The organism is Actinomadura sp. ATCC 39365 (genome assembly GCF_054392275.1).
In genome coordinates, this window is the sequence record NZ_CP184335.1 from 4,375,471 (window position 1) to 4,399,431 (window position 23,961).

Annotated in this window: 25 protein-coding genes and 1 pseudogene; 17 read left to right on the plus strand and 9 right to left on the minus strand. The window is 72.0% G+C overall.

The annotated features are described in order from the left end of the window. The first annotated feature begins 158 nt into the window (after window positions 1–158). Together ACNF49_RS21705 and ACNF49_RS21710 are read left to right on the plus strand one after the other, a co-directional pair. On the plus strand, window positions 159–1,940 hold the full coding sequence (locus ACNF49_RS21705; RefSeq protein WP_482944812.1) for an ABC transporter ATP-binding protein: 1,782 nt from the start codon (window positions 159–161) through the stop codon (window positions 1,938–1,940). Between the two features lie 555 nt (window positions 1,941–2,495). Continuing rightward, window positions 2,496–3,620 (plus strand): alpha/beta hydrolase family protein, encoded by a 1,125-nt coding sequence (locus ACNF49_RS21710; RefSeq protein ID WP_482944813.1) that lies wholly within the window; start codon window positions 2,496–2,498, stop codon window positions 3,618–3,620. Here ACNF49_RS21710 and ACNF49_RS21715 read toward each other — a convergent pair. Together ACNF49_RS21715 and ACNF49_RS21720 are read right to left on the minus strand one after the other, a co-directional pair. Beyond that, entirely contained in the window at window positions 3,585–4,301 is a 717-nt protein-coding gene (locus ACNF49_RS21715) for a response regulator (RefSeq protein ID WP_482944814.1), read from the minus strand. The genes ACNF49_RS21710 and ACNF49_RS21715 overlap by 36 nt on opposite strands. Then, the gene (locus ACNF49_RS21720) at window positions 4,298–5,275 is read right to left on the minus strand and encodes a histidine kinase (RefSeq protein WP_482944815.1); all 978 of its coding nucleotides are present in this window, start codon (window positions 5,273–5,275) and stop codon (window positions 4,298–4,300) included. Before ACNF49_RS21720 ends, ACNF49_RS21715 begins: the two co-directional genes overlap by 4 nt. Window positions 5,276–5,350: 75 nt before the next feature. Between ACNF49_RS21720 and ACNF49_RS21725 the strand changes: the two genes are divergently transcribed. The 3 genes from ACNF49_RS21725 (at window position 5,351) to ACNF49_RS21735 (ending at window position 7,075) form a co-directional block, all read left to right on the plus strand. Next, window positions 5,351–6,115 (plus strand): hypothetical protein, encoded by a 765-nt coding sequence (locus tag ACNF49_RS21725; RefSeq protein ID WP_498702818.1) that lies wholly within the window; start codon window positions 5,351–5,353, stop codon window positions 6,113–6,115. A gap of 85 nt (window positions 6,116–6,200) precedes the next feature. Continuing rightward, a complete protein-coding gene (locus ACNF49_RS21730; RefSeq protein WP_498702819.1) occupies window positions 6,201–6,539 on the plus strand; it encodes a hypothetical protein in 339 nt (112 codons plus the stop codon). Between the two features lie 32 nt (window positions 6,540–6,571). Beyond that, window positions 6,572–7,075, plus strand: coding sequence for a hypothetical protein (locus ACNF49_RS21735; RefSeq protein ID WP_357964210.1), 504 nt, complete (start codon window positions 6,572–6,574; stop codon window positions 7,073–7,075). 309 nt (window positions 7,076–7,384) lie between these two features. Here the strand turns inward: ACNF49_RS21735 and ACNF49_RS21740 are convergent, their stop codons facing one another. After that, on the minus strand, window positions 7,385–7,783 hold the full coding sequence (locus ACNF49_RS21740) for a hypothetical protein (RefSeq protein ID WP_482944818.1): 399 nt from the start codon (window positions 7,781–7,783) through the stop codon (window positions 7,385–7,387). 715 nt (window positions 7,784–8,498) lie between these two features. Then, complete coding sequence (locus ACNF49_RS21745; RefSeq protein WP_482944819.1) at window positions 8,499–9,026, minus strand: ArsR/SmtB family transcription factor; 528 nt, start codon at window positions 9,024–9,026, stop codon at window positions 8,499–8,501. A gap of 105 nt (window positions 9,027–9,131) precedes the next feature. Between ACNF49_RS21745 and ACNF49_RS21750 the strand changes: the two genes are divergently transcribed. The 6 genes from ACNF49_RS21750 to ACNF49_RS21775 all read left to right on the plus strand — a co-directional run bounded on the left by ACNF49_RS21750 (window position 9,132) and on the right by ACNF49_RS21775 (window position 14,139). Beyond that, window positions 9,132–9,422 (plus strand): DUF2218 domain-containing protein, encoded by a 291-nt coding sequence (locus ACNF49_RS21750; RefSeq protein WP_357964205.1) that lies wholly within the window; start codon window positions 9,132–9,134, stop codon window positions 9,420–9,422. Continuing rightward, on the plus strand, window positions 9,422–10,834 hold the full coding sequence (locus tag ACNF49_RS21755; RefSeq protein WP_482944820.1) for an aminopeptidase P family protein: 1,413 nt from the start codon (window positions 9,422–9,424) through the stop codon (window positions 10,832–10,834). Before ACNF49_RS21750 ends, ACNF49_RS21755 begins: the two co-directional genes overlap by 1 nt. Window positions 10,835–10,845: 11 nt before the next feature. Further along, window positions 10,846–12,051, plus strand: coding sequence for an aminotransferase class V-fold PLP-dependent enzyme (locus ACNF49_RS21760; protein WP_482944821.1), 1,206 nt, complete (start codon window positions 10,846–10,848; stop codon window positions 12,049–12,051). Further along, on the plus strand, window positions 12,039–12,875 hold the full coding sequence (locus ACNF49_RS21765; RefSeq protein WP_482944822.1) for an NAD(P)H-binding protein: 837 nt from the start codon (window positions 12,039–12,041) through the stop codon (window positions 12,873–12,875). Before ACNF49_RS21760 ends, ACNF49_RS21765 begins: the two co-directional genes overlap by 13 nt. Before the next feature lie 18 nt (window positions 12,876–12,893). Further along, window positions 12,894–13,913, plus strand: a complete 1,020-nt coding sequence (locus ACNF49_RS21770; protein WP_482944823.1) for a GDSL-type esterase/lipase family protein — start codon at window positions 12,894–12,896, stop codon at window positions 13,911–13,913. A gap of 70 nt (window positions 13,914–13,983) precedes the next feature. Further along, window positions 13,984–14,139: an SGNH/GDSL hydrolase family protein gene (locus ACNF49_RS21775; protein WP_482944824.1), complete on the plus strand. Its 156-nt coding sequence runs from the start codon at window positions 13,984–13,986 to the stop codon at window positions 14,137–14,139. A gap of 120 nt (window positions 14,140–14,259) precedes the next feature. On the opposite strand, the gene ACNF49_RS21780 is transcribed toward ACNF49_RS21775, so the two are convergent. Further along, complete coding sequence (locus ACNF49_RS21780; protein WP_482945562.1) at window positions 14,260–15,192, minus strand: RNA polymerase sigma-70 factor; 933 nt, start codon at window positions 15,190–15,192, stop codon at window positions 14,260–14,262. A 124-nt stretch (window positions 15,193–15,316) separates the two neighbouring features. Between ACNF49_RS21780 and ACNF49_RS21785 the strand changes: the two genes are divergently transcribed. Continuing rightward, window positions 15,317–16,162 (plus strand): SDR family NAD(P)-dependent oxidoreductase, encoded by an 846-nt coding sequence (locus tag ACNF49_RS21785; protein WP_357964197.1) that lies wholly within the window; start codon window positions 15,317–15,319, stop codon window positions 16,160–16,162. Between the two features lie 100 nt (window positions 16,163–16,262). Here ACNF49_RS21785 and ACNF49_RS21790 read toward each other — a convergent pair whose 3' ends face one another. Beyond that, a complete protein-coding gene (locus ACNF49_RS21790) occupies window positions 16,263–16,424 on the minus strand; it encodes a hypothetical protein (protein WP_482944825.1) in 162 nt (53 codons plus the stop codon). On the opposite strand from ACNF49_RS21790, the gene ACNF49_RS21795 reads away from it, so the two are divergent. Next, window positions 16,411–17,448, plus strand: coding sequence for an alpha/beta hydrolase family protein (locus ACNF49_RS21795; protein WP_482944826.1), 1,038 nt, complete (start codon window positions 16,411–16,413; stop codon window positions 17,446–17,448). The genes ACNF49_RS21790 and ACNF49_RS21795 overlap by 14 nt on opposite strands. Window positions 17,449–17,580: 132 nt before the next feature. On the opposite strand, the pseudogene ACNF49_RS21800 reads toward ACNF49_RS21795, so the two are convergent. Both ACNF49_RS21800 and ACNF49_RS21805 read right to left on the minus strand, forming a co-directional pair. Continuing rightward, a pseudogene (locus ACNF49_RS21800) lies at window positions 17,581–17,925 on the minus strand (SRPBCC family protein); the annotation flags it as partial. A gap of 12 nt (window positions 17,926–17,937) precedes the next feature. Beyond that, the gene (locus ACNF49_RS21805) at window positions 17,938–18,765 is read right to left on the minus strand and encodes a MarR family winged helix-turn-helix transcriptional regulator (protein ID WP_482944827.1); all 828 of its coding nucleotides are present in this window, start codon (window positions 18,763–18,765) and stop codon (window positions 17,938–17,940) included. A gap of 220 nt (window positions 18,766–18,985) precedes the next feature. Here ACNF49_RS21805 and ACNF49_RS21810 point away from each other — a divergent pair, with 220 nt between their 5' ends. Genes ACNF49_RS21810 through ACNF49_RS21825 form a run of 4 tightly spaced genes read left to right on the plus strand, consistent with a single transcriptional unit; the run spans window position 18,986 to window position 23,751 of the window. Then, window positions 18,986–19,879: a siderophore-interacting protein gene (locus ACNF49_RS21810; protein ID WP_482944828.1), complete on the plus strand. Its 894-nt coding sequence runs from the start codon at window positions 18,986–18,988 to the stop codon at window positions 19,877–19,879. A gap of 7 nt (window positions 19,880–19,886) precedes the next feature. After that, window positions 19,887–20,717, plus strand: a complete 831-nt coding sequence (locus ACNF49_RS21815; protein WP_357964191.1) for an ABC transporter ATP-binding protein — start codon at window positions 19,887–19,889, stop codon at window positions 20,715–20,717. An 8-nt stretch (window positions 20,718–20,725) separates the two neighbouring features. Continuing rightward, window positions 20,726–21,694 carry an ABC transporter substrate-binding protein gene (locus ACNF49_RS21820; RefSeq protein WP_482944829.1) on the plus strand — a complete coding sequence of 323 codons (969 nt, stop codon included), beginning with the start codon at window positions 20,726–20,728 and terminating at the stop codon, window positions 21,692–21,694. After that, window positions 21,691–23,751: an iron ABC transporter permease gene (locus tag ACNF49_RS21825; RefSeq protein WP_482944830.1), complete on the plus strand. Its 2,061-nt coding sequence runs from the start codon at window positions 21,691–21,693 to the stop codon at window positions 23,749–23,751. Before ACNF49_RS21820 ends, ACNF49_RS21825 begins: the two co-directional genes overlap by 4 nt. A gap of 37 nt (window positions 23,752–23,788) precedes the next feature. Here the strand turns inward: ACNF49_RS21825 and ACNF49_RS21830 are convergent, their stop codons facing one another. Next, window positions 23,789–23,947: a hypothetical protein gene (locus ACNF49_RS21830; protein WP_357964185.1), complete on the minus strand. Its 159-nt coding sequence runs from the start codon at window positions 23,945–23,947 to the stop codon at window positions 23,789–23,791. Between the last annotated feature and the right edge of the window lie 14 nt (window positions 23,948–23,961).

The window sequence follows — 23,961 nt, forward strand, 5'->3', positions numbered from 1 at the left end:
CAACGAGGCGCTCCGGCTGACCCACTGCATCAAGCACTTCGGCTGCACCGACAACTGACAGCCGAACCCGCCCGCCCGGACACGGGCGGGCGGGGCCCTGTTCGATCCAGACGTCTGGTCGACAGCGTTCGGTCAAGAGACAAGGACAGGCCCGGCCCGTGCACGATCGTTCCCGCTTCGATTCGGAGCAGCCTCCCGCCCCCGGGACCTGGCGCAGGGTCGTGCGGCTGTTCATGCCGCACCGGCTCGCCATCTGCTTCGTCGTCCTGCTCGTCGTGGCCTACTCCGCATTGAACGCCGCCGTCCCGTTGTTGACCCAGCTGGTCTTCGACCGGGCGCTGTTCGGCGAGGGCGGTCCGGACCTGCCGCTGCTCGCGCTGATCGCCGGACTGGCGGCGGCCACCGCCTGCGCGGTGGGCGTGGTGGACCTCGGCCAGACGTGGGTGTCGGCCCGCGTCGCGCAACAAGTGGTGCACGCGCTGCGCGTGGAGCTGTTCGGCCGTCTCCAGCGCATGCCGCTGGCCTTCTTCGCCGCGACACCAGGCGGCGAGATCCAGGCGCGGCTGGCCAACGACACCGTCCAGATCGAGAACGCCGTCAAGGACACCCTGCCCAGCACGTTGTCCGGCGTGCTCGGATTCGTGGCCGCCACCGGCGCGATGGTGGCACTGTCACCGCAGCTCGCGGGTGCCGCCCTGATCCTCGCGCCCGTCGTCGTCTGGGTGGCCTCCCGCTCCGGGCGAGCGCTCAAGAACCTGTCGGAGGTCAGCCAGCGCTCCCGCGCACAACTGTCGGCCATCGTGGCGGAGCGGCTGTGCCTGGGCGCCGTCATCCTGGCCAGGGTCCACGGCAGAAGCGCGGACGAGGCCGGCGGATTCGCCGCGGAGAGCCGGCGGCTGATCCGGCTCGGGGTACGGTCCGGGCTGGTGGCCCAAGGAGTGCTGAGCGCGGGACACGTCTTCTTCGTGCTGACCCCGTACCTGGTGTTCGTGGCGGCGGGCCTGTCCGACGGGATCACCCCGGGCACTCTGGTCGCCTTCACCGTGCTGCAGGCCAGGCTCTACCAGCCCCTCTGGCAACTTCTGCACATCTCCACCGAGTTCCGCTCCGCCCAGGGAGCCTTCGAGCGGGTCTTCGACTACCTCGACATGCGGCCCGAGCCCGAGATGGAGCCCGGGCCTGAGCCACGCCCAGACCCCGTCTCCGGGCCCGGCGCGCTCGCCGTCCATGAGGTCATGTTCCGGTACGCCGGAGGGGAGCGGGACCGTCCGGCGCTGGACGGTGTGGATCTCACCCTGCCGGCCGGATCCACCACGCTGGTCGTCGGCCCGAGCGGCTCGGGCAAGACGACACTCGGCCACCTGCTGGCCGGCCTGCACCCGCCCACCGAGGGGTCGGTCCTGATCGACGGGGCGGAGATCGCCCGTCCGTCGCCCGGACGCGTCTGCATCGCCACCCAGGAGCCCTTCCTCTTCCAGGGGTCGATCGCCGAGAACCTCCGGTACGCCGCCCCCGACGCCACTGCGGACGATCTCGTGCGGGCCTGCCGGCTCACCCGCGTCCACGAGCGGATCATGGCACTTCCGGACGGCTACGACTCGCTGGTGGGAGAGCGGGGAGCCCTGCTGTCCGGCGGCGAACGACAGCGCATCGCCCTGGCTCGCGCGCTCCTGGCCGACGCGTCGGTGCTGGTGCTCGACGAGGCCACCTCCGCCCTCGACCCGATGACCGAGCTGGAGGTCGTCGAGGCGATCCTGGCCGAGCGGGCGGGACGGACGACGGTGATGATCACCCACAGGTTCGGCGTCCTGGAGTCCTTCGACACCGTCGTGGCCCTGGACGGCGGTCGGGTGGCGGAACACGGAGATCGCCTCGACCTGCTCGGCGACCGCCACGGGTGGTACGCGCGGATGGTCCGCGCCCAGACCGGCGTCGCATGAACCCCGCCCTGCGCCCTGCACCGCGTCGAACCCATCGCACAAGGGCTTGAGCTGCGTCCGTCCTTCAGATGGCTACGACCGCGATCCTCTTCGCCCCTGCGAGGGGTTCCGACAACTGCATGCTCGTGGCGGCTGTGGCCAGCGAAGCGGGCCTCATCGTCCTGTCAGGAATTGCAGCACCTTGGTTCCTGACAGAGGAACTGACGGATCTTGCCATTCGAGGATCGACTTACATCGTTCGATCCCGGTATCGCCCATTCGTAGGACCCAGGTGAAGGGGTTTCGGAAATCATCCGGAACCCCTTCTCCCATGTCTGAGGGATGGCGGGGCCAGTGGAGGGGCGCCCGTCTGGTGGAGCGTCCCAGCGGACAACCTGGTCCATGCGCTCGCGCCGGCACGCCATGACCACAGCAGACCTTCGGAGAGCGGGTGTGGTTCGTTCGTGGGTGTCATTCCTGAGGACGATCTCCAGCGAGCTCTACCTTCCTGGGTTGAGTCGGAGGTCCTCCGCACGTCAGAGGCGGCGGGCGTACGCGGTTGGCAGCGTGAATGGGGTGAAACGTGCACTCGTCATCACCGCCCTGGCTGTCGCGCTGGCCGGCTGCGGCTCCGCCCCGCCGCAGCGTCTGACCGTTCCGAAGCCGACGGGCCCGCATCCGGTGGGTACCGTCTCGGTCCACCTGGTGGATCAGTCCCGCCCGGATCCCTGGAACGGCTCCGGCAGGAAGCGGGAGCTGATGGTCAGCCTGTGGTACCCGGCCCGGGACGTGCAGGCCCACCCGGTCGCCCCCTGGATGCCGAGGGCGGCGGCGGACCGGTACCTGAAGATGAACGACCTTGAGCCGGGCTCGGTGCTGCTGGACAGGACGGACGGCCACGAGGGCGCGCCCGTCGACACGAGCCTGGGCGAACTGCCGGTCGTCCTGTACTCGCCGGGCGCCAACGCCTCGCGCGCGTACGGGACCGGCGTCGCCGAGGAGCTGGCCAGCCGGGGATACGCGGTGGTCACCGTGGATCACCCCTATGACGCGGCGGTGGTGGAGTTCCCCGGCGGCCGGGTGGAGTCGGGTCCCGAGGTGACCGATTTCGCCAAGGCGGTCGAGGTTCGGGTGGCCGACGTGCGGTTCGTCCTGGACAGCCTGTCCCTGCTGGCGGAGAAGGTGCCCGGACGTGCCGGGAAGCCGCTCTTCGACCTCGCGCGGATCGGGATGTTCGGGCATTCGCTGGGCGGCGCGGCCACCTCCTCCGCCATGTACGCCGACCCGCGGATCAAGGCCGGGCTCGGCCTGGACGGCGCCGTCTTCGGCAAGGTGGCGCAGTCCGGCCTCGACCGGCCTTACATGGTGGTCGACACCGACGGGAAGGGCGGCATGGCCACCAATCCGACGCTGCGTGCCTTCTGGGACGGGTTGCGGGGATGGCGGCTCAACGTGACGCTCAAGGGGGCGGCGCACAACTCCTTCGGCGACGACGTCCTGCTCATCCCCATGTCGGCCGGGGCGCTGGGGCTGGGGAAGGAGCAGCTGGCGGAGGTCGTCGGCACGATCCCGGCCGAGCGGGCGCTGGCCTTCCAGCGCGCCTACCCGCCGGCCTTCTTCGAGCAGACGCTGCGCGGCCGTCCGCAGGCGTTGCTGCGGGGCCCGTCAGCCGCCTTCCCCGAAGTCTCCTACCGCCGCTGACGACGCCCGCCCGCCGGCGGTGACCACGCCGCCCTCGTAGGCGGCGATGACGAGCTGCGCCCGGTCGTGCGCGGCGAGCTTGGCCAGCAGGCTGCGGACATGGGTCTTGACCGTCGCCTGCCCGATGCCGAGCCGCTCGGCGATCTGCGGGTTGGTCAGCCCCCGGGCCACCAGCACCAGCACCTCCCGCTCCCGGCCGGACACCTGGGTCAGCCCCGCCGCCAGCCGGGCCGGGGTCGCGGCGGGCTCGCGCCGGGCGAACTCCGCGATCAGCCGCGTGGTGACCGACGGGGCCAGCAGCGCCTGCCCTTCCCCGACGATGCGCAGCGCCTCCAGCAGGTCGCCGGGCCCGGTGTCCTTCAGCAGGAACCCGCTGGCTCCGGCGCGCAACGCCCCATAGACGTACTCGTCGAGATCGAACGTGGTCAGCATCACCACCCGCGTCCCGGCGGTCGCCGGGTCGGCCTTGATCAGCTGGGTGGCCTTGATCCCGTCGAGGCCGGGCATGCGGACGTCCATGAGCACCAGGTCGGGCCGCAGGTCGCGGGCCAGTTCCACGGCCTGCTGCCCGGTCCCGGCCTCGCCGACGGTCGCCAGGCCGGGGGCGGTGTCGATCAGCCTGCGCAGGCCCGCGCGCAGCAACGCCTGGTCCTCGGCGATCAGCACCGTGAACGTGCTCACCTGCCGTCCTCCCCGAAACCGCCGTCCTCCCCGAAACCGCCTGCCTCCCCGGAACCGCCTGGCAAGGGCAGTCCTGCGCGGACGGCGAAGCCGCCGCCAGGCTCCGGTCCGGCCGAGAACGTCCCGCCGTACAGGATCACCCGTTCTTCCAGCCCGGCCAGCCCGTGACCTCCCGCACGTAGGATCGCCGCGACCAGCTCGCCCAGCGTGTCCGCCAGGTACGGCGCGCCGTCCCGCTCTGCCGGGGCGTCGCGGAGCAGGCCCAGAAGGCCGCGCAAGTCCGTGAGCGCCTTCCGGCTGGTCTCCTCGATGATCGACAACGCTTCACCCGCCTCCTCGGGGTGTGTGGCGGCGACGTGGTTGGCGATGCCGGCCCGCATGGAGATCAGGCCCATGCTGTGGGCGACGACGTCGTGCACCTCACGAGCCACCCGCAGCCGTTCCGCCGTCGCCGCGGCCTGCGCCGACCGTGCGACGGCCTGGGCGGCGTACGTGCGCTGCTCCCGTACGGCAAGCCCGATCGTCCATGCCAGACCGAGCAGCAGCCAGGCGAATCCGCACGCCGAGGCCGCCTGCGTCCAGGAGGCGGAGCCGACCGCGGCACCGGCGGCGGTCACCGCCAGCGCGGCCACCAGCGCCGCCACCGCCGTCCGGCGCGCCGCCAGCAGCGCCACCGCGTGCAGCGCGACCGCCAAGGGCACGAACGCCTCCTGCCACCCGGCGAACGGCGCGAACACCGCCGCCACCATGACCACCGCGCACACCGGCACCGGCCACCGACGCCGCACCGCCGGCGGCAGGCAGGCCAGCGCGATCACCGGCACGGCCACACAGGGCGACACCCGGGCGGACTCGGGCGCCAGCACTGCCGGCACCGAGAACCCGGCGGCCAGGGCAACGGCCGCGAACACGTCGACGGCGACCCAGTGTCCCGGCCGCAGCCTGCGCGCGATCAAGGGACGCCGTTCGGCCATGCGCCCACCCTAGACGGGCCGGCCACGGCGGCGTGCGCGATGTGGATCATGAAGCTGGTGATCTAGGGTGCGGGCATGTCGTACGTGCTCCACGGTGTCGTCGGTGAGTTCGACCGTCTCCGCTCCCTGGTGGGCGAAGTGCCACGGGCTGTGGTGGCGCCTCTCGGACAGTGCCTGGGGGTACTGCCGGTGATCGACGAGATCTGCGACGAGCCGGCCGGTGCGCGGCAGGAGAGCGGGCCGTTCACGCTCATGTCCCCGGGGCTCGCCGGGAGACTGAAGGACTGGTCCCGAGGTGGCCATGTCGCTTACGTGGAAGCGGACTTCTGGGGTGGCAGCGGCAGCCAGGCCGCCGCCCTGTGGGAGAACGGCCGTCGCAGCTGGGGGCCCGAGCACGCCTCGATCCAGGCCGGACCGCCGCGCGACGACTGGCCGATCAACGCCGTGCTCGCGCACCTCGGAGCGGTCAGAGCAGGCGCGGCGGACCTCTTCGACGCGGTCGGCCTCGGGCGGGAACGCGACATGGAGGGGTGGCGCCGGGCGGCCCTGGACGCCCTGGACGCCCCCGGCTACGACGCGTGGGAGGCCGCATGCCGCGCCAGGGAGGAGGCCGACGCCCGCGCCGCCGCCGAACGTGACAGGTACGCCAGGCGCGACGATGTCCCGGTCGTGCTCGACGGCAGAACGGTGATGCGGATCCTCGGCCTCCCGCCCTCCCCGACGGTGGGGGCCGCGATCCGGCACCTGCAGGAGGTTCACCTGGAACGCGGTTCCCTCACCCGCGACGAGGCGGCCACCGAACTCCGCCGTTGGGCGCGGAGCTTTCGGAGCACTCGATGACTCACGCTGCGCCCGGCGGCACTGACGTTCCGGTGGCGTCGACCGGAGCGCCAGGCCGAGACGGTCTGGCGGTTTGGGTGCCTTCGTGGCGATGGCCGCGGCGGCCACTCTCGCGTACGCCGCTGCGCCCGCCGGCGACGCCGTGGTGAACGGCTCGCTGGACAACGGGGTCAAGGGCTGGTGGGCGTCCAAGATCACGCCGATCGAGGCGACAGGCGGGCGGCTGTGCGCCCAGGTCCCTGCGGGTGCGAAGCCCGCCGCGATCGTGGACGGCTACCCCGAGGTCGGCACCGGGTCCAGGACCCACGCCTACCAGAACACCGTCAAGATCTCGGACCGGGAGGCCCGGGTGTTGTTCCAGGTGGGCGGTGCGGACGCGCCGTACACGCTGTGCGTCGACAACCCTGCGGGTCAATACGGCTAGGCAGACCATCCAGCCTCTTCTACGCTCCGGTCATGGCGGATCTCGGGCTCTTCCAGGCATGGGGGATGTGGTTCGACAACGTCCAGGTGAACCAGCACACCCTCTATGGGGCTTCGATCCTGGCGCTCGGCCGCATCGGCAAAGTCGTCTCCTTCTTCGCCGGGATGACCGTCGTCCTGGACATCATCGGACCCGACCGCATCAGGCAGTTCGCCGACAGGTTCAAGCGGTTCGATCCCCTTCGGTCGCTGACGCTTCAGAGGCTCGGCCTCTGGGTGTCGGCGTTGGGGCTACTTGTCGCCATCGCTGCTTTTGTGAGCGGCAATCTCCACCTCGGGCCCACCGCGGACAGAATCACTGTGGTGCTGGCAAATGTCGTCGGGGTTGTGGCGCTGGCCATCACTCCTCAGATCGCAAGGGTGCTGACGCAAGTCTTGGCCAGGGGGCTGGAGAGCCGATCCTGGGAGCGCGTCATCCGCTGGACTGCGGTGATGCTGCTTGTGCTCGGCTTCCACTTCGATCTCCTCGCCTCATGACGCGGCGCCCCACTCTCGCGTCTTTCACGCCTTGTGCGTCCCGGTTTACGGTGGGTGCCTCGCCCGCCTATCGCCCCCGTACGGACGGTCGTCAGGCCGGTGGGCGTTGAGAGGCGTCCGCTCCGCCGGTTTCAAAGGCCCCCCGTCGTGAAACTCCCCAGCTCACCCTGCAGGAGCAAGTCATATCCTGGCGTGGCGGCAACGCGCTGAGCGGACATGGGAAGCGCTCGTCGAGTACGTCATCGACGCGTCACCGACGCCCTGGCCGAATTGCAGGCCCGGGGTGGATACAGAGTCCCTGATCGAACCTCAGTGCGGGTAGGGCGGTTGGGAGACATTCTGTACGGGATACGTCCGGGTGACGTTCCAGCCGATGAACGTGAGCGGAATTGCAGCGATCAGCCAGATGCCGAGGGTGCAGCCGGCGAGCCACCAGTGGACGAGCAGCCACAGCAGTAGGTGGGTGACGAACGCCGTGGGGTTGAATCCGCGTTCGCGCACCGTGACCCACTGCACCGGCCCGAACTGGGGCGCCTGCGATGCCTGCTGGTACGGCTGCATGTAGGGCTGCACCTGGTAGGGCTGGCTGTACGGCTGAGGCAGGTACTGGGGTGGCCCCTGCTGCCCGTACGCCTGCGGGTGCTGCGGCCCTGAAGGGCCGTAGGGCTGCCCGTACGGGTCCTGGGGCGGCTGGGGCGGATAGGCCATGAGGCGACTCCTGAGACGTCGGAACCAGTGAGACGCGGCAGGCGTCCGGTTGGTTGCCCCTGATCTTGTCCACATCCGGACATGGCACGTGCCGTCCCGCTGCTGAGGGTGCGGGCGGGACGGCACCCCAACCCAACTCAACCGTCTGCGGACAGCAGTGACACCAAGCTGTGCCGCGCCACGTACGCCGACAGCCGCGGCTTGGCTTGCTCGGCAGCCGTGAGCGCGGCTTCGGCTTGTGCGAGCGTCAGGGACTTGGATGGCCGTCCCCGACGCGCGTCCTGGCCACCACCTACCCTCACCTTGGCGCCGGCCCCGGAGTCGCATCCGCCCAGGCGGCCCCGCCGCAGGTCATGACCATGGACGGTCTCGTGGCCAACGCCCCACCCATACAAGGGCCCCCGCACGCAGAGCTTCACGCTGGTCAAGCAGAACGACGGCAGCATCGGCATCCGTGCCTTCTATGGCACGTAAGGGGACACCCCTGGGGCTTCCGGTCGACCTCACCGATGCCCTGCTCGGCCGCCGAACTGACGTTCGCTCGCGTAGACGACCTGTGAACCGGCGGCGCGCCGACGGGAAGCCTGCCGGCTGTCCGACGCTGTCCGTCGTCCCGCCCATGGTTCATGAACGCAGCCCCCGCCAGCGGTCCCGATCCGGCGCGCGGCTGAGGAACGGCGGCAGCTTGTCGCCCCGTTGGCCGGTCGACGTGTTGTCACGTGGGGCGACCTTCCGGTGGCAGGCGGGGGATGTCGGCGCGGTAGAGGCTGAGGAGCAGTCCGTACGCCTCGGTGCCGTGTTCGGGGTCGAGGCGCTGACCGTGTTCGTAGTCTTCGATCCGGCCTGCCAGCGTGCGGGCCTCTTCCGGGGTGAGCCAGACGTGGTGCAGCACGGTGTGGCCGGGGTCGCCCGGTCGTACGGGTGACATCTCGGCCAGGGCCGCGTCGTGCAGGAATCTGGCGCCGGTCTCCTCGTCGAGCTGGAAGCCGCGGTTGACGAGTTCGAAGCGCTGCTCGGTGCCGCCGCGCACCTGGCGGGTGCTCGCGAGGCGGACGAGCCCGGCCTCGCGCAGGACCCGCACGTGGTAGCCGACCGTGCCCTTGGTGGAGTCGAGCGCGGTGGTCAGCTCGCTGAGGGTGGCCGGGCGCTGGCGCAGCAGGTTCACCATGCGGTGGCGCATCGGGTGCCCGAGCGCCTTGTACTGCGCGGATGAGCGCAGAGAGAGGAGCTGCTCATCGGTCATGGGGTCAAGTGTCGAGGACTCTCGACGCTTTTGACAAATCGCGCGAGACGTTGGCAGACTGCCGAGCGCCTAAAGCGTCGACATATCTAAACACTTGGAGGGTGCATGCTTCTGGCCACGGCACACGTCGCGACCGACCGCCCCGAGCGGTACGCCAAACAGCTCGTCTCCCATCTGGGCCACAAGGCCGCCGCCGAGCACACCGGCCCGGGGTGCGCGACGATCACCTTCCGCTCCGGCGCCTGCTCTCTGCGGTCGAGTCAGGGGGTGCTCGTCCTGGTCGTCGAGGCCGCGGACCTCGACGCGCTGGGCGGCGTCCAGGACGTCGTCACCAGGCATCTCCTGCGCTTCGCCGCTCACGAGGAACTCCACGTCGAGTGGACCGGGAGCCGGTGATGACCAAGGCCGCCCACGACCCCGACTTCCCGCCCAGGCTCCTGGAGTTCATGCGCGCGGCCTGGCTCGACCAGCCGCTGGACGTGCGTCCCCGACCGGGCGTGCCGCACCACGCGCGCCGCCGCGCCGAGCTGTCGCGCGCTTTCCCCGGGGAGACGCTGGTCATCCCCACTGGACCTGCCAAGATCCGCGCCAATGCCACCCTTTACCGCTTCCGCCCGGGAAGCGACTTCTCCTACCTCACCGGCGACCACGACCCCGACGGTGTGCTGGTCCTGCGACCGGGCGGTGACGCCCTGCTCTACACCCACCAGCGCTCCTCGCGGGAGACGGACGAGTTCTTCCGCGACCGGGCCGGCGAGCTGTGGGCCGGGCGCCGCCGTACGCTCGATGAGAAGACGACCGAGCTCGGTGTCGACACCGCCCCGCTGGCCGGCCTCGACGCCGCCCTGGCGCGATGCGTGCCAGGGCGCACCAGGGTGCTGCGCGGGCTCGACGCCAGGGTCGACGCGGCCGTGCCCGCCGACGACGTCCGTGACCGGGCGCTCTCGGCGGCGATCGCCGAACTCAAGCTCGTCAAGGACGAGTGGGAGATCCGCCGGCTCCAGGAGGCGGTCGACGCCACCATCCGGGGGTTCGAGGACGTCGCCCGGGTGCTGCCCGCCGACCGGGGCGTGTCCGAGCGGCTGATCGAAGGCGTCTTCGGGCTGCGCGCCCGGCACGACGGCAACGACGTCGGTTACGGCTCGATCGTCTGCGCCGGAGCGCACGCCACGATCCTGTGCTGGAAGCGCAACGACGGCTTCACCGCGCCCGGCGAGTTGCTGCTCATGGACATGGGAGTGGAAGGCCATCAGCTCTACACCGCCGACATCACCCGCACCCTGCCGGTCTCCGGTGTCTTCACCCCGCTCCAGCGCGAGGTCTACGACATCGTCCACGCCGCCCAGCAGGCCGGTATCGCAGCGGTCAGACCGGGGGTGAAGTTCGCCGACGTCCATCTGACCTGCATGCGTGCGCTCGCCGAGGGCCTGGTCGAGCTCGGGGTGCTCAAGGTGAGCGCCGACGAGGCGATGGACCCGGCGTCGATGCACTACTGGCGGTGGACGCTGCACGGGTTCGGCCACATGCTGGGCACCGACGTGCACGACTGCGCCAACGCCCGGCCCGAGCGCTATCGCGGGGGCGAGCTCGGCGCGGGCAACGTGCTGACCGTCGAGCCCGGACTGTACTTCCAGCCGGAGGACGATCTGGTTCCCGCCGAGCTCCGCGGGATCGGGATCCGGGTGGAGGACGACATCCTGGTCACCGCGGAAGGCGCGGTCAACCTGTCCGGCGCGCTGCCCAGCCGGGCCGACGAGGTGGAGAACTGGCTCGCCGCCCAGCGCGAGGCGGGACCTCGGCTGCCGTGAGCCTCCTGGATGTGGCACGTGCCCGCCTCGACACCCCGGGATGCGCCGAGGTGGTGCACCTCAACAACGCCGGTGCGGCGCTCGCTCCGGCACCGGTGCTCGACGCCGTCATCGGACACCTGCGGCTGGAGGGGCGGCTCGGGGGATACGAAGCCGCCGCCGTCGCGGCTCCGCAGGTGAACGCGGTCTACGACGCGATCGCCCGGCTGATCGGCTGCCTGCCGGACGAGATCGCCGTGGTCGAGAACGCCACCCGCGCCTGGGACATGGCCTTCTACGCGCTGCGCTTCGGACCGGGGGACAGGATCCTGACCTCCCGCGCCGAATACGCCAGCAACGTGATCGCCTTCCTGCAGGTCGCGAGCCGTACCGGCGCTCGGGTCGAGGTGGTCGACGACGACGAGCACGGCCAGTTGTCGGTGCGCGACCTGGAGCGGCGGCTCGCCGCCGACGTCAAGCTCGTGGCCGTCACCCACGTCCCGACCCAGAGCGGACTGGTCAACCCCGCGGCCGAGATCGGCCGGCTGACCCGCGCCGCGGGCGTACCGTTCCTGCTCGACGCCTGTCAGTCCGTCGGGCAACTCCCGGTCGATGTGCGGCAGCTCGGCTGTGACCTGCTGTCGGCCACCGGCCGCAAGTTCCTGCGCGGGCCGCGCGGCACGGGTTTCCTCTACGTCTCCAAGCGGCTCGCCGACACCTTGGAACCGCCCTTCCTCGACCTGCACGCTGCCACCTGGACCGGCCAGGACACCTACGAGATCCGTTCAGGCGCGCGCAGGTTCGAGAACTGGGAGGCCAACTACGCGGCCAAGATCGGCCTCGGCGTCGCGGTGGACTACGCCCTGAGCTGGGGCGTCGAGGCGATCGCGGAGCGCGTCACCGCGTTGGCCGCCCGGCTGCGGCGGCGGCTGGGGGAGCTGCCTCGGGTGACCGTCCAGGACCGGGGGCAGCGGCTGTGCGGGATCGTCACCTTCACCGTCGACGGCGAGTCCGCTGCCGACGTGCACCGCCGCCTGAGCGCGGCCGGGATCAACACCAGCGTGTCCGCGGTCACGTCCGCCCGCTACGACCTGGGCGAGCGTGGCCTGGCCGCCGTGGTGCGGGCGTCGGTGCACTACTACAACACCGACGAGGAGGTCGACGCGCTCTGCGCCGCCTTACAGCGTCGGAACACAGCATTCCGTTCTGACATGAGGAGTTCTCGATGTACCTCATAACCGGCGCCACCGCCCACTTCGGCCGACAAGCCGTCGAAGTGTTGCACGCGGCGGGCCACCCCGTCCGCGCTCTGACCCGCACGCCCGAACGAGCCGCCCTGCCGCACGGCGTCGAACTGGCCCAGGCCGATCTGACCGAGCCCCGAACCCTCCCGGCCGCGCTCGACGGGGTGAGCGCCCTCCTGCTGGTCCTGCAGTACGGCATGGACCCGGCGCCGCTGCTGGCCGCCGCCCGCGACGCCGGGGTGAGCCGGATCGTCTTCCTGTCCTCGGGCGCGGTGGTCGACGGCGCGGGCGCGCAGCCGGATGTGATCGCCCAGTACCACGGTGACGTGGAGCGGGCCATACGCGAGTCCGGCCTGGAGTGGACGATCCTGCGGCTGCTCTTCCCGGCGATCAACTCGCTGACCTTCGCGATGCAGCTCTCCGGCGGCGACGTGATCCGCGCGCCGTACACCGAGGCCGCCTTCAGCGCCATCCACGAATGGGACGTCGCCGACGTCGCGGCCGCGACGCTGACCCGCCCCGGCCACGCCGGGCAGACCTACCACCTGACCGGGCCGGAGTCGCTCACCCAGGCCGACCAGGTCGCCATCCTCGGCCAGGCGCTCGGCCGCCCGCTCACCGTCGAAGACCTCGACCCCGCGCCGGTGCTGGAGCAGATGAGCGCCTTCATGGATCCGGACTTCCTCGGCGCGCTGTTCGAGCTGATGGCGGCCCGCGTCGGCAAGCCCGCCGACGTCAACGACACCGTCGAGCGGATCACCGGCCACCCCGCCCGCACCTACGCGCAGTGGGCCGCCGACCACGCCGTCGACTTCTGACCCAAGGATCCGCCACTCATGCTGTTCACCAAGACCCTGGCCGCGCTCACCCTCGCCTTCACCGCCGTCCCCGCCGTCCCCGCCGTCCCCGCCGTCCCCGCCCAAGGCGGTACGACGCAGCCCCGCTGGACGGGCGCCTGGGCGGCGGCCGTCCAGCAGCCCTCGCCCGGCGGGCTGCCGTGGTCGTCCAACTGGTCGGAGCAGGGCTTCGAACGCCACTCTGTCCGTCAGGTGCTCCGCGTCACCGGGCCGGGAGCCGCGCTCCGCATCACCATCTCCAACCGGTACGGCACCGCGCCTCTCACCGTGAACGGGGCGACGATCGCCAAGGCCGCGACCGGCGCCGCCGTACGTCCTGGCACGCTGCGCGCCGTCACCTTCTCCCGGCGCGCGGACGCCGTGGTCAAGGCCGGTCAGGAGCTGGTCAGCGACCCGATCCCGCTCCAGGTGCAGGCGCTCGACCGGCTGGCCGTCACCCTCTACTTCCATGGCGCGACCGGACCCGCCACCTTCCACGACGTCTCCTCGGCCACCAGCTACCGGGCGTCCGGCGACCACCGGTTCGACCCGCGCGGCACCGCCTTCACCGACACCACCCAGTCGTGGTACTTCCTCAGCGGCGTCGACGTGCTCGGCGCCTCAGCCCGCGGCGCGGTGGTGACCTTCGGCGACTCGGTCACCGACGGCACCGGCTCCACCCCGGACGCCGACAACCGCTACCCCGACCAGCTCGCCGAGCGCCTCGTCGCCTCCGGCGCCCGGCTGACCGTCCTGAACAGCGGGATCTCCGGCAACCGGGTCCTCTACGACCACCCGCTCTTCGGCGAACGCGCCCTCGCCCGCTTCCAGCGGGACGTGCTGGACAAGCCGGGCGTGCGAACGGTGATCGTGATGGAGGGCATCAATGACATCACCTATCGTGACCCCGACGTCACCGCCGATCAGATCATCGCGGGACACCACGAGTTGATCCGGCGCGCCCACGCCCGGGGGATCCGCGTCGTCGGCGGCACCATCATGCCGTTCCGGTACGCCTGAGCCGTACGGTCTGGAGCAGGTCCGCGACCAGGTCAACGCCTGGATCAGGACGGCCGGCGAGTACGACGCCGTGGCCGACTTCGAACGCGCCCTCGTCGCCCCGGACGACCCCGACCGGCTGCGCCCGGAGTTCAACGTCCGCGAGGGCCAAGAGGGCGACTGGCTCCACCCGAACGACGCGGGCCTGAACGCGATGGCCGAGACCATCGACCTGAACGCCCTGTAGGACCGTGGCCACCGACACGTCGGGAACGACCGTCAAGCAGACCGTCATCCGCGCCTACGCCGTCGGCTGATCGGCCCAGGACCGTGAGGCGGTCATCAGCCCTGTTCGGCGCACGTTCGATCAACGGGTGCGGCGGCGTGCGCCGGGGGCGTGCTGCTTCTTCTCGCGGATGACCGCGTGGGCGTCGGCGAGGGGGCCGAGGTGCCGGAGTTTGTCGGGATTGACGATCGAGCGGATGGTGTGGAGGCGTCCGTCCAGGATGTCGAGCGACCAGATGCTGACGATCCGGCCGGCGCGGTCGCGGATGATCGCGCCCGGCTGGCCGTTCACCTCGTGCGCCTCCAGCACCGCGCCGATCCGGGCGAACGGCGCGACGGCGACGGACAGCACTCGGGCCACCTTCGCGACGCCGAGGACGGGCAGGGTACTTCCGATCTTGCCGCCGCCGTCGTTGACCAGCCGGACATCGGCTGCCAGCAGTTCCCGCAGCCCTTCGACGTCCCCCTCCTTGAGTGCGCCGAAGAACCGCCCGGCGAGTTGGTCCCGCGACCGGCGATCGGCCTGGAAGCGGGGCCGGCCCGCGTCCATGTGGCGGCGCGCCTGCACGGCGAGCTGGCGGCAGGCCGCCTCCGACCGCTCCACGGCGGCGGCGATCTCCCGGTAGCTGAAGGTGAACACCTCGCGCAGCACGAAGACCGCACGCTCGAGCGGGCTGAGCCGCTCCAGCAGGATCAGCGCCGCCATCGACACCGAGTCGGCCAGCTCCGCCGACCGCTCCGGGTCCTGGTAGGGGTCGGTCAGCAGCGGTTCGGGGAACCACGGCCCGACGTAGGCCTCGCGCCGGACGCGGGCCGAGCGCAGCACGTCGATCGAGATCCGGGTGACCGTCGCCGACAGGAAGGCCTTGGGCGAGTCGGGCCGGGTCGCGGAGCCCTCGTAGCGCAGCCAGGTCTCCTGGACGGCGTCCTCGGCCTCGCTCACACTGCCCAGGATCCGGTAGGCGATCGCGAACAGCAGCGGCCGTAGCGCCTGGAACTCCTCGGTGCGGGTCACGCCGACCATTGGTATCACCATGGCTGGACAAAGGCGACAAAGTGTCGCAGGTCACACTCGCCCTGGCTCACATCCGTGCGGGGCTGTCTCGTCCAGGGGGTGTAACAGCTGAAGGGAGCACAGCATGCAGAAGGTCTGGTTCGTCACCGGCTCGTCCCGCGGCCTGGGCCGCAACTTCGTGGAGGCCGCCCTGTCGCGCGGTGACCGGGTCGCCGCCACCGCCCGGAGCACCGCAGGCCTGGAGGAACTGGCCGACGCCTACGGCGACGCGGTGCTCCCGCTGGAGATGGACGTGACCGACAGGGCCGCCGTCTTCGCGAGCGTGCGGCGAGCCAAGGAGCACTTCGGCCGGCTCGACGTCATCGTGAACAACGCCGGCTACGCCCAGGTCGGTGCGGTCGAGGAGCTGACCGAGCAGGATCTGCGCGACCAGCTGGAGACCAACCTGTTCGGCGCGGTGTGGGTGGTCCAGGCCGCACTGCCGTACCTGCGCGAGCAGCGCTCGGGGCACATCGTCCAGCTGTCCTCGGCCGCCGGGGTCATCGCCATGCCGCTCGGCGGCGCCTATCACGCCTCCAAGTGGGCCCTGGAGGGCCTGAACGAGGCGCTCGCCGGCGAGGTCGCCGAGTTCGGCGTCAAGGTGACCATCATCGAGCCCGGCGGCTTCGCCACCCGGAACGGGAACAACCCCGACCCGCTCGCCAACGGCCACATGGCCAGGACCGACCCGGCCTACGACGGTCTCCGCCGGCGCCTGGGCGCGATGGCGGGCAAGATGCCCGCAGGAGACCCGGCCGCCGCGGCGCAGGCGCTTCTGAAGCTCGTCGACTCCGCCAACCCGCCGGTTCGGGTGCTGTTCGGCAAGGGCTTCCACCCACTGATCCAGCAGGCCTACGCCGACCGGCTCAGGACCTGGGCCGACTGGCAGGACCTCTCGATCGAGGCGCACGGCCCGCTCCAAGCTCGCTGACCGGCCTCCTCAGCCCTGACCCCTGTCAAAAGTAAGGGTCCGAGCCTGTCTTTCGGGCATGTGGGGGGTGGTGGCGTCATTTCTACAGTTCTGAACATGATCAGAACTCGCCGTAACCCCGCCCCCTCCTCCTCGCCCTGGCACTGGCCCTCCCGGCGGCCGTCGCGGCGTCGTCGCCCGCCGCCGCCTCCACCGCGGGCACCTCCGACGTACGCGTCGCGATCCCGCAGCCCACCGGCCGGTACGAAGTGGGGCGCGACACCCTGCACCTCGTCGACGCCGGCCGCCGCGACCCGTGGATGCCCGCGGCCGCACGCGAGCTGATGGTGTCGGTGTACTTCCCGGCCCGCACCGGCGGGAGCGCCGCGCCGTACATGACCGTCGACGAGGCCCGGCTGCTCCTCAAGGGGCAGAAGCTCGACACCGTCTTCAAGCCCGAGCAACTCGCCGACGTCAGTACGAACGCGCACCTGAACGCCCGTCCCGTCGGCGGCCGGCACCCCTTGGTGGTGCTCTCGCCGGGGTTCACCCTGAACCGGGCCACCCTCACCACGCTCGCGGAGGACCTCGCCTCCAAGGGCTACGTCGTCGCCCTCGTCGATCACGCCTACGAGTCGTTCGGCACGACCTTCCCCGGCGGCCGTACCCTGACCTGCGTCGCCTGCGAGACGGTGGAGAGCGCCCCCTCCGACGAGGCGGAGAAGGCGCTGATGGCCAAGGCCGCGGTCAACCGGGCAGCCGACCTGTCCTTCGTGATCGACCGGCTGACCCGCCCCGTACGGTCCGCGCCCGCCTGGAAGCACTGGCAGATGATCGACCCGCGCCGGATCGGCGCCGCGGGCCACTCGCTCGGCGGCAACGCCGCGGCGAGCGTCATGGCCGCCGACCGGCGGGTCCGCGCCGGGGTGAACATGGACGGCTCGTTCTTCGCCCCGGTCGCGGCCTCCGGCCTCGGCGGGCGGCCGTTCCTCATGCTCGGCACCAAGGCCCAGCACTCACCCGGCTCCGCCGACACCACCTGGGCGCGGGACTGGCCGCGCCTGGACGGCTGGAAGCGCTGGCTGACCGTCGCCGACTCCGGCCACTTCACCTTCATCGACCTGCCCATCCTGGGCGCGCAGGTCGGGATCGTCGACCCCGCCGCGCCCCTGTCGGGCAAGCGGTCGGGCGAGATCACCACGGGGTACGTCGGCGCCTTCTTCGGCCGGCACCTCCGTGGCGAGCGGCAGCCCCTGCTGAACGGCCCGTCCGCCGCCAACCCGGAGGTGTCCTTCCAGAACCCCTGAGGCCGGGCCGGCTGCCTGTGCTCGCCGGCGGGCACGGTCCGCGGGGCTGCCGAACGGGCTTCCACCGCCGGCCTCCAGATGGTCGCGCAGACTCGTCATGTAGTGCTGCCAGCTGCGGCTGCACATGCCGAAGCACTCCAGGTCCCCGCTGAGGCCCTGGTGGTGGAAGACGAGCTCGGAGGTGCCGCCGCCGACCGGGGTGATGGTGAACGCGGGCCTCGTGCCGATCCAGTCGGGCAGGAAGGGGCAGTCGACGACGGTCCATCGCACCGACGTCGGCCGGGTCGCCTCCTCGACGCGGATCACGAGCGGCTCGGGGGCGTTCATGAGGAACCGCAGCTCGCCGCCGGTCGTGCCGGTCCCGGTCGCCGGGTTCCACCACGCCGCGAGCCCCGCAATGGTGGTGAGTGCGTCGAAGAGGGCGTCAGGAGAGGCCTTCACCCGCACGGTCGTCCGGTAGTCGGCAGTGCTCGCCATGGCCCGGTCCTTTCAGCTGTCGGAGGCCGATGCCGCGGCGGCGATCGGTTCGAGCTTCGCGGCCAGCTCGTCGAGCTCGTCCGCGCTGAGCACGTCGTACGCCGGGGCGGCCAGCTCGTCGGTCAGCGCCTCGATCCGCTGCTTGGTCTCCCGGCCGGCGTCGGTGAACCCGCCGGCGGTGTCCACGAGGCCGCGGGCGCGCATCCCGTCGACGACGGCGGTCAGCCGGGCCTTGGGCAGGTGGTGGATCCGGCCGAACTCCTCCGCCCGCATCCCGAGGGAGAGGGCCATGAGGACGTGGGCCTCGGTGCCGCCGATGCCATGGGCGAGCAGGGCGGCGTTGTGGCCGTCCCCGCGGTGCTCCCGCAGCAGCGTCGCCGCGTGCCAGAGCCGGGCGACCGGCTCTTCGGGCACGTCGAGCGCCCGCAGCCCGGCGTACAGTGGCCTGCCCTCGGCCGGCGCGCTGACCGCCGCTCGGGTGGCGAGGTCGGCGGCCCGCACCAGACCGGGCGAGTCGGCCAGTTCCCCGATCATCTGCCGCAGGGCGGCGGCGCTGCCCTGCTCGCGCACGGTGATCGCCTCCTGCGGGGTGATCTTTCCCCACACCCAGGGGATGTGGCGTGCCACCTCGCCGTCGGCGAAGTTGTAGAACACCGCGTGGACCACCTCGGCCGGTGCCAGGCCCAGCGGTGCGGCCCGGCCGGCGAAGTATCCGTCCCAGTAGTTGCGCATGCCGACGGCCAGGAACGCCTCGTTGGCCACCTCGGAGAAGGTGGCGGTGGCGATCGGCTCGACGAGCTCGAACATGCGGTGGATCGTGGCCTGCGGGTGGTGCTGCATCGGTCGGCGTCTCCCTCGGTCGTGACAGCTGGTCGTGACAGCCCCTCGGGGGCGACTGTTCACCCTGGCTACGAACGACGCGGCCCGGATCCGACAACTCCGGCCGAGAATTTTCCGACCTGGACGTGATCTACGTTGTAAAGGCGTCGGCTCCTGTCGGCGGGTTTTCCGATCGGAGGTTTCAATGTAGGTTAGCCTAACCTAACTAAGGAGCTCTGTGGTGGTTGACCCTTTTCGTGCCTTCGACGTCCAGGTTCGAGGCGTACGGCGGCTGAGTCCGTCGTTCCTCCGCGTGACCTTCACCGGGGATGACCTGCACGAGTTCGCCGACAACGGGTACGACCAGCGCGTCAAGCTGGTCCTGCCGACCCCCGGCGCGGGCGTGACGCGCTTCCCGCGCGGCGCCGACTGGTTCAAGCAGTGGTACGCCCAGGGCGACCAGCGCAACCCGCTGCGCACCTACACCGTCCGGGCGGTCCGCCCCGAGGCCGCCGAGGTCGACATCGACGTCGTCCTGCACGACGACTCCGCCGGGCCCGCCGGGCCGGCCGCCCGCTGGATCGCCGCCGCCGAGCCCGGCTCCCAGGCGGCGATCTTCGGCCCGAACGGCCTCTACGACGGCTTCCACGGCGGCCTGGAGTTCCGGCCGCCCGCCGGCTTCGGCACCGTGCTGCTCGCCGGTGACGAGACCGCAGTCCCGGCGATCGTCGGCATCCTGGAGCGCCTGCCCGCCCATGTCACCGGCGAGGCCCTGCTGGAGGTGCCGCACGAGGAGGACTTCCTCCCGGCCGTCGGCGAGTCGGGGGTGAAGGTCACCTGGCTCGCCCGCGGCGACGCTCCGTGGGGCGCCCGCCTGGAGCCCGCCGTCGCGGAGGCCGCCGCCAGGCTCCTTCCCGCGGGCGCGGCAGGCGCCGAGCCCGAGGAGATCGACGTCGACGCCGAGATCCTCTGGGAGATCCCCGAGAACGGCGACGGCCCCTGCTACGCCTGGCTGGCCGGCGAGGCGGCCGTGATCAAGCGGCTGCGCCGCCACCTGGTCTCGGAACGCGGCATGGACCGCAAGGCCGTGGCCTTCATGGGCTACTGGCGCCAGGGCCGCTCCGAGGACGCGTGAGCCCGCCATGACCGACCCCCTGCTCCCGGGCTGCTCCGGCCCCGCGCTCACCGGCACCGACCTGTGCCTGGGCTACGCGGGCCGCCCCGTCGTCGACGGCGCCTGCATCAGCCTGGCCACCGGCGCCGTCACCGCCCTGGTCGGCCCGAACGGCAGCGGCAAGTCCACCCTGCTGCGCGCCCTGGCCAGGCTGCACCGCCCCGACTCCGGCGAGGTACGGCTGGCCGGCGGCGCCGACGCCCTGGCCCTGTCCGCCCGCGACTTCGCCCGCCGGGTGACGCTGCTGGCGCAGAGCCGTCCCACCCCGACCGGCGTACGCGTCAAGGACGTGGTCGGCTACGGCCGCCACCCCCACCGCGGGCGCTGGCGCGCGGGCGACCCCGGCGGCGAGGCGGCGATCGAGCACGCCATGGAGCTGACCGGCGTGCGCGCCATGGCCGGACGCGCCGTCGACGAGCTGTCCGGCGGCGAGATGCAGCGCGTGTGGCTGGCCACCTGCCTCGCCCAGGACGCCGGCGTGCTGCTGCTCGACGAGCCCACCACCTTCCTCGACCTGCGCTACCAGGTCGAGCTGCTCGAACTCGTGCGCGACCTGGCCGACCGGCACGGTGTGGCCGTCGGCGTCGTCCTGCACGACCTGAACCAGGCCGCCGAGATCGCGGACCGGGTCGTGCTGCTCCAGGGCGGCCGGGTCCGCGCCGACGGCGCGCCGCCCGAGGTGCTCACCGAGGACCTGCTCACCGAGGCCTACGGCATCCGCGTCGAGGCCACGATCGATTCCCTCACCGGACTGGTCCGCACCAGGCCGCTGGGCCGCCACCTGGCGATGAAAGGCTGAAAGATCCCATGCGTTCCCTCCCGGCGGTCATGGCCGCCATGCTGCTGCTGACCGCCTGCGGCACCACCGAGCCCCCCGTGGCTCCCGCGACCCAGGCGCCGTCAGGTGCCGCGGCCCCGATCAGCGTGACCGACGCCCGCGGCAGGCAGGTCACCCTCGACCGGCCCGCGACCCGCGTCGTCGGCCTGGAATGGGGTGAGGTCGAGATGCTGGTCGCACTCGGGGTCCAGCCGGTCGGAGCGGCCGACGTCAAGGGATACGGCACCTGGGTCACCGCGGCCCCGCTCGACGCCTCGGTCAAGGACGTCGGCACCCGCCAGGAGCCCAGCGTCGACTCCATCGCCGCCCTCCAGCCGGACCTCGTCGTCATGGAGTCCGACGACGCCGGCCTCATCGGCCAGTTGGAGAAGATCGCCCCGGTCATCGTCGCCAAGGGCAGCGACGCCGCCGCGAACCTCACCCGCATGCGCGCCGACCTCACCATGCTCGCCACCGCCGTCGGCAGGACGGAGCAGGCGACCAAGGTGATGGCCGACTTCGACGCCGCGATGGCCGACGGCAAGGCCAGGATCGCCGCCTCCGGCTCGGCCGGGCAGAAGTTCATGATGGCCGACGGCTGGAAGGACGGCAGCAAGATCTCCATCCGCCCGTTCGGCAAGGGCGCCCTGGTCTCCGACGTGGCCGAGCGGCTCGGCCTCACCAACGCCTGGACCGGCGAGGTCGACGAGCAGTGGGGCCTCGGCAGCACCGACGTCGAGGGCATGACCGCGGTCAAGGACGAGAACCTGCGCTTCTTCTACAACGCCTCCGACGGCGTCGACGTCTTCGCCGACCTGGCGGGCAACTCCCTGTGGAAGTCGCTGAGCTTCGTCAGGCAGAACCAGATCACCAAACTGCCCGACGGCATCTGGACCTTCGGCGGCCCCCTGTCGTGCCGGCAGTACGCCGACGCCCTGGTGAAGGCCTACGCCGGGTGATCACCGCAGTCGAGGCCCCCGCGACGCCGCTGCGCAGGCTCGGCGTCGCGGGGGCCTTCCTCGTGACCCTGGCCGTCATCGCGGCGCTCGCCGCGCTCCACCTGACGCAGGGCACCTCCGACACCGACCTCTTCGCGCTCGACGAGCAGGCGATGAACGTCCTGGTCGCCTCCCGGCTGCCGCGGCTGCTGGCGGCGGTCAGCGTCGGCGTCGCGCTCGGCGCGGCGGGCGCGCTGCTGCAGTCGGTCGCACGCAACCCGCTGGCCTCGCCCGACACCCTCGCCGTCAGCAACGGCGCCTACCTGGCGGTCGTGCTGGCCGCCACCTTCGGCCTGAGCCTGCCGGCCTTCCTGTCCGGCGGCCTGTCCTTCCTCGGCGGCCTGGCCGCCGCCGCCCTGGTGCTCGCCCTGTCGGCGGGCGGCAGGACCGGCACCACCCGGCTGATCCTCGCCGGCTCCGCGACCGCGCTGGCCCTGCAGTCGACGACCACCCTGCTCATGATCCTCTTCCAGGAGGAGAACACCGGCCTGTTCGCCTGGGGGAGCGGCTCGCTCGTGCAGAGCGACCTCGGCGGCGTCAGCCAGATGGCCCCGGTCATCGTGGTGGCGATCGGGGCGGCCGTGGCCCTCGGCTCCCGCCTCGACATCCTCGGCCTGGGCGACGACACCGCCTCGGTGCTGGGCGTCGACGTCCGGCGGTTGCGGCTGACCGTCGTCGTGCTCGCCGTCATGCTCTCGGCCGCCGCGGTGACCGTGGCCGGGCCCATCGGCTTCGTCGGCCTGTGCGCGCCGGTCGTCGTCCGCCTGCTGGCCCGGCGGCTGCCCGAGCTGAGCCGGCACCGCGTCCTGGTGCCGCTCTCGGCGCTGGCCGGCGTGGTCGTCCTGCTCGCCGCCGACATCGCACTGCGATTCGTGCTGGGCGCGCAGGCCGGCGTGGACGTGCCGCCGGGCGTGGTGACCGCGATGCTGGGCGCGGGCGTGCTCATGTGGCTGGCCCGCCGGCACCGCGACGCCGGGCCGACCCGGCGGCCGCCGACCGTCCGCACCGCCGACCCCGGCCGCGCCGCCTTCGCCGTGATCCTGCTGTCCGGTACGGCGCTGCTGATCGTCGCCGTCGTGCTGGGCCTGCTCGGCGGCGACACCTGGTTGCTGCTCGGCGACGTCGCCAACTGGCTGCGGGGCAGGACCGGCAGGGCCCTGACGTACGTGCTCGACCAGCGCTGGCCGCGCGTCGCCGCGGCGGTCCTGGCCGGTGCGGCGCTCGCCGTCTCCGGCGCGGCCTTCCAGGCCGTCTCCCGCAACCCGCTGGCCGAGCCGGGCGTGCTCGGCATCACCGCGGGCGCCGGCGCGGCGGCCGTCGCGACGCTCACCCTCGTGCCCATGGCCGGGATCGCCGCGGTGTCCGGCGCGGCCGGGCTCGGCGCGCTCGCCGCCTTCGCCCTGGTCCACCTGCTGGCCTGGCGTGGCGGGCTCAGCTCCGACCGGCTCGTGCTCATGGGCATCGGCGCGCACGCGCTGTTCAACGCGGTCACCGTGCTGATCATCGTCAAGTCCGACCCGTGGAACACCGCCAAGGCGCTCACCTGGCTCTCCGGCTCCACCTACGGGCGGGTTCCGGCCCAGCTCCTGCCGGTGGCCGTGGCGCTCGCGCTCTTCCTCCCGCTCGCTCTGTGGCTGCGGCGCGACCTCGACCTGCTCGCGCTCGACGAGGACACGCCCCGGGTGCTCGGGGTGCCGCTCGAGCCCGTGCGGCTGCTCGCGCTGGGCGGCGCCGTGCTGCTCACGTCCACCGCGGTCTCGGCCGTCGGCGTGGTGGGGTTCGTCGGGCTCGTCGCCCCGCACGCCGCCCGCGCGCTCGTCGGCGGCAGGCACGTGCGGCTCCTGCCCGCCGCGGCGGTGCTCGGGGCGGTGCTGGTCAGCCTGGCCGACACGCTGGGCCGTACCGTCATCGCGCCCGCCCAGGTGCCGGCCGGGCTTGTCACCGCGCTGCTCGGCACGCCGTACTTCGTGTGGCTGCTCTGGCGCTCACGCGCCGGCGGCCGGACCGCCTCACCGTGACCTTTCGACAGGGACGGGCGCGTTGATGGTCTCGGTCCTAGCGGTAAGAGGCGGCGGCGATGTGATGGGCGCGCTCGGGCGCCTGGCCGAAGTTGGAGGCGATGCTGCACAGCATGGTGCCGCCGGAGAGCAGCACGGCCGTACGGCTGGGGCGACGCGGGGCGTCGCCGTGCCGGCGCCGTGCTCGTCCTCCCATGCCTCGATCGTGAC

Bases quoted from the DNA above. Each gene is read 5' to 3' on its own strand.
- ACNF49_RS21770 (WP_482944823.1), top strand. From the start codon at position 12,894: ATGCTGTTCACCAAGACCCTGGCCGCGCTCACCCTCGCCTTCACCGCC.
- ACNF49_RS21815 (WP_357964191.1), top strand. From the start codon at position 19,887: ATGACCGACCCCCTGCTCCCGGGCTGCTCCGGCCCCGCGCTCACCGGC.
- ACNF49_RS21830 (WP_357964185.1), bottom strand. From the start codon at position 23,947: ATGGGAGGACGAGCACGGCGCCGGCACGGCGACGCCCCGCGTCGCCCC.
- ACNF49_RS21725 (WP_498702818.1), top strand. From the start codon at position 5,351: ATGTCGTACGTGCTCCACGGTGTCGTCGGTGAGTTCGACCGTCTCCGC.
- ACNF49_RS21740 (WP_482944818.1), bottom strand. From the start codon at position 7,783: ATGGCCTATCCGCCCCAGCCGCCCCAGGACCCGTACGGGCAGCCCTAC.
- ACNF49_RS21750 (WP_357964205.1), top strand. From the start codon at position 9,132: ATGCTTCTGGCCACGGCACACGTCGCGACCGACCGCCCCGAGCGGTAC.
- ACNF49_RS21805 (WP_482944827.1), bottom strand. From the start codon at position 18,765: ATGCAGCACCACCCGCAGGCCACGATCCACCGCATGTTCGAGCTCGTC.
- ACNF49_RS21720 (WP_482944815.1), bottom strand. From the start codon at position 5,275: ATGGCCGAACGGCGTCCCTTGATCGCGCGCAGGCTGCGGCCGGGACAC.
- ACNF49_RS21765 (WP_482944822.1), top strand. From the start codon at position 12,039: ATGTACCTCATAACCGGCGCCACCGCCCACTTCGGCCGACAAGCCGTC.
- ACNF49_RS21820 (WP_482944829.1), top strand. From the start codon at position 20,726: ATGCGTTCCCTCCCGGCGGTCATGGCCGCCATGCTGCTGCTGACCGCC.
- ACNF49_RS21755 (WP_482944820.1), top strand. From the start codon at position 9,422: ATGACCAAGGCCGCCCACGACCCCGACTTCCCGCCCAGGCTCCTGGAG.
- ACNF49_RS21785 (WP_357964197.1), top strand. From the start codon at position 15,317: ATGCAGAAGGTCTGGTTCGTCACCGGCTCGTCCCGCGGCCTGGGCCGC.
- ACNF49_RS21745 (WP_482944819.1), bottom strand. From the start codon at position 9,026: ATGACCGATGAGCAGCTCCTCTCTCTGCGCTCATCCGCGCAGTACAAG.
- ACNF49_RS21735 (WP_357964210.1), top strand. From the start codon at position 6,572: ATGGCGGATCTCGGGCTCTTCCAGGCATGGGGGATGTGGTTCGACAAC.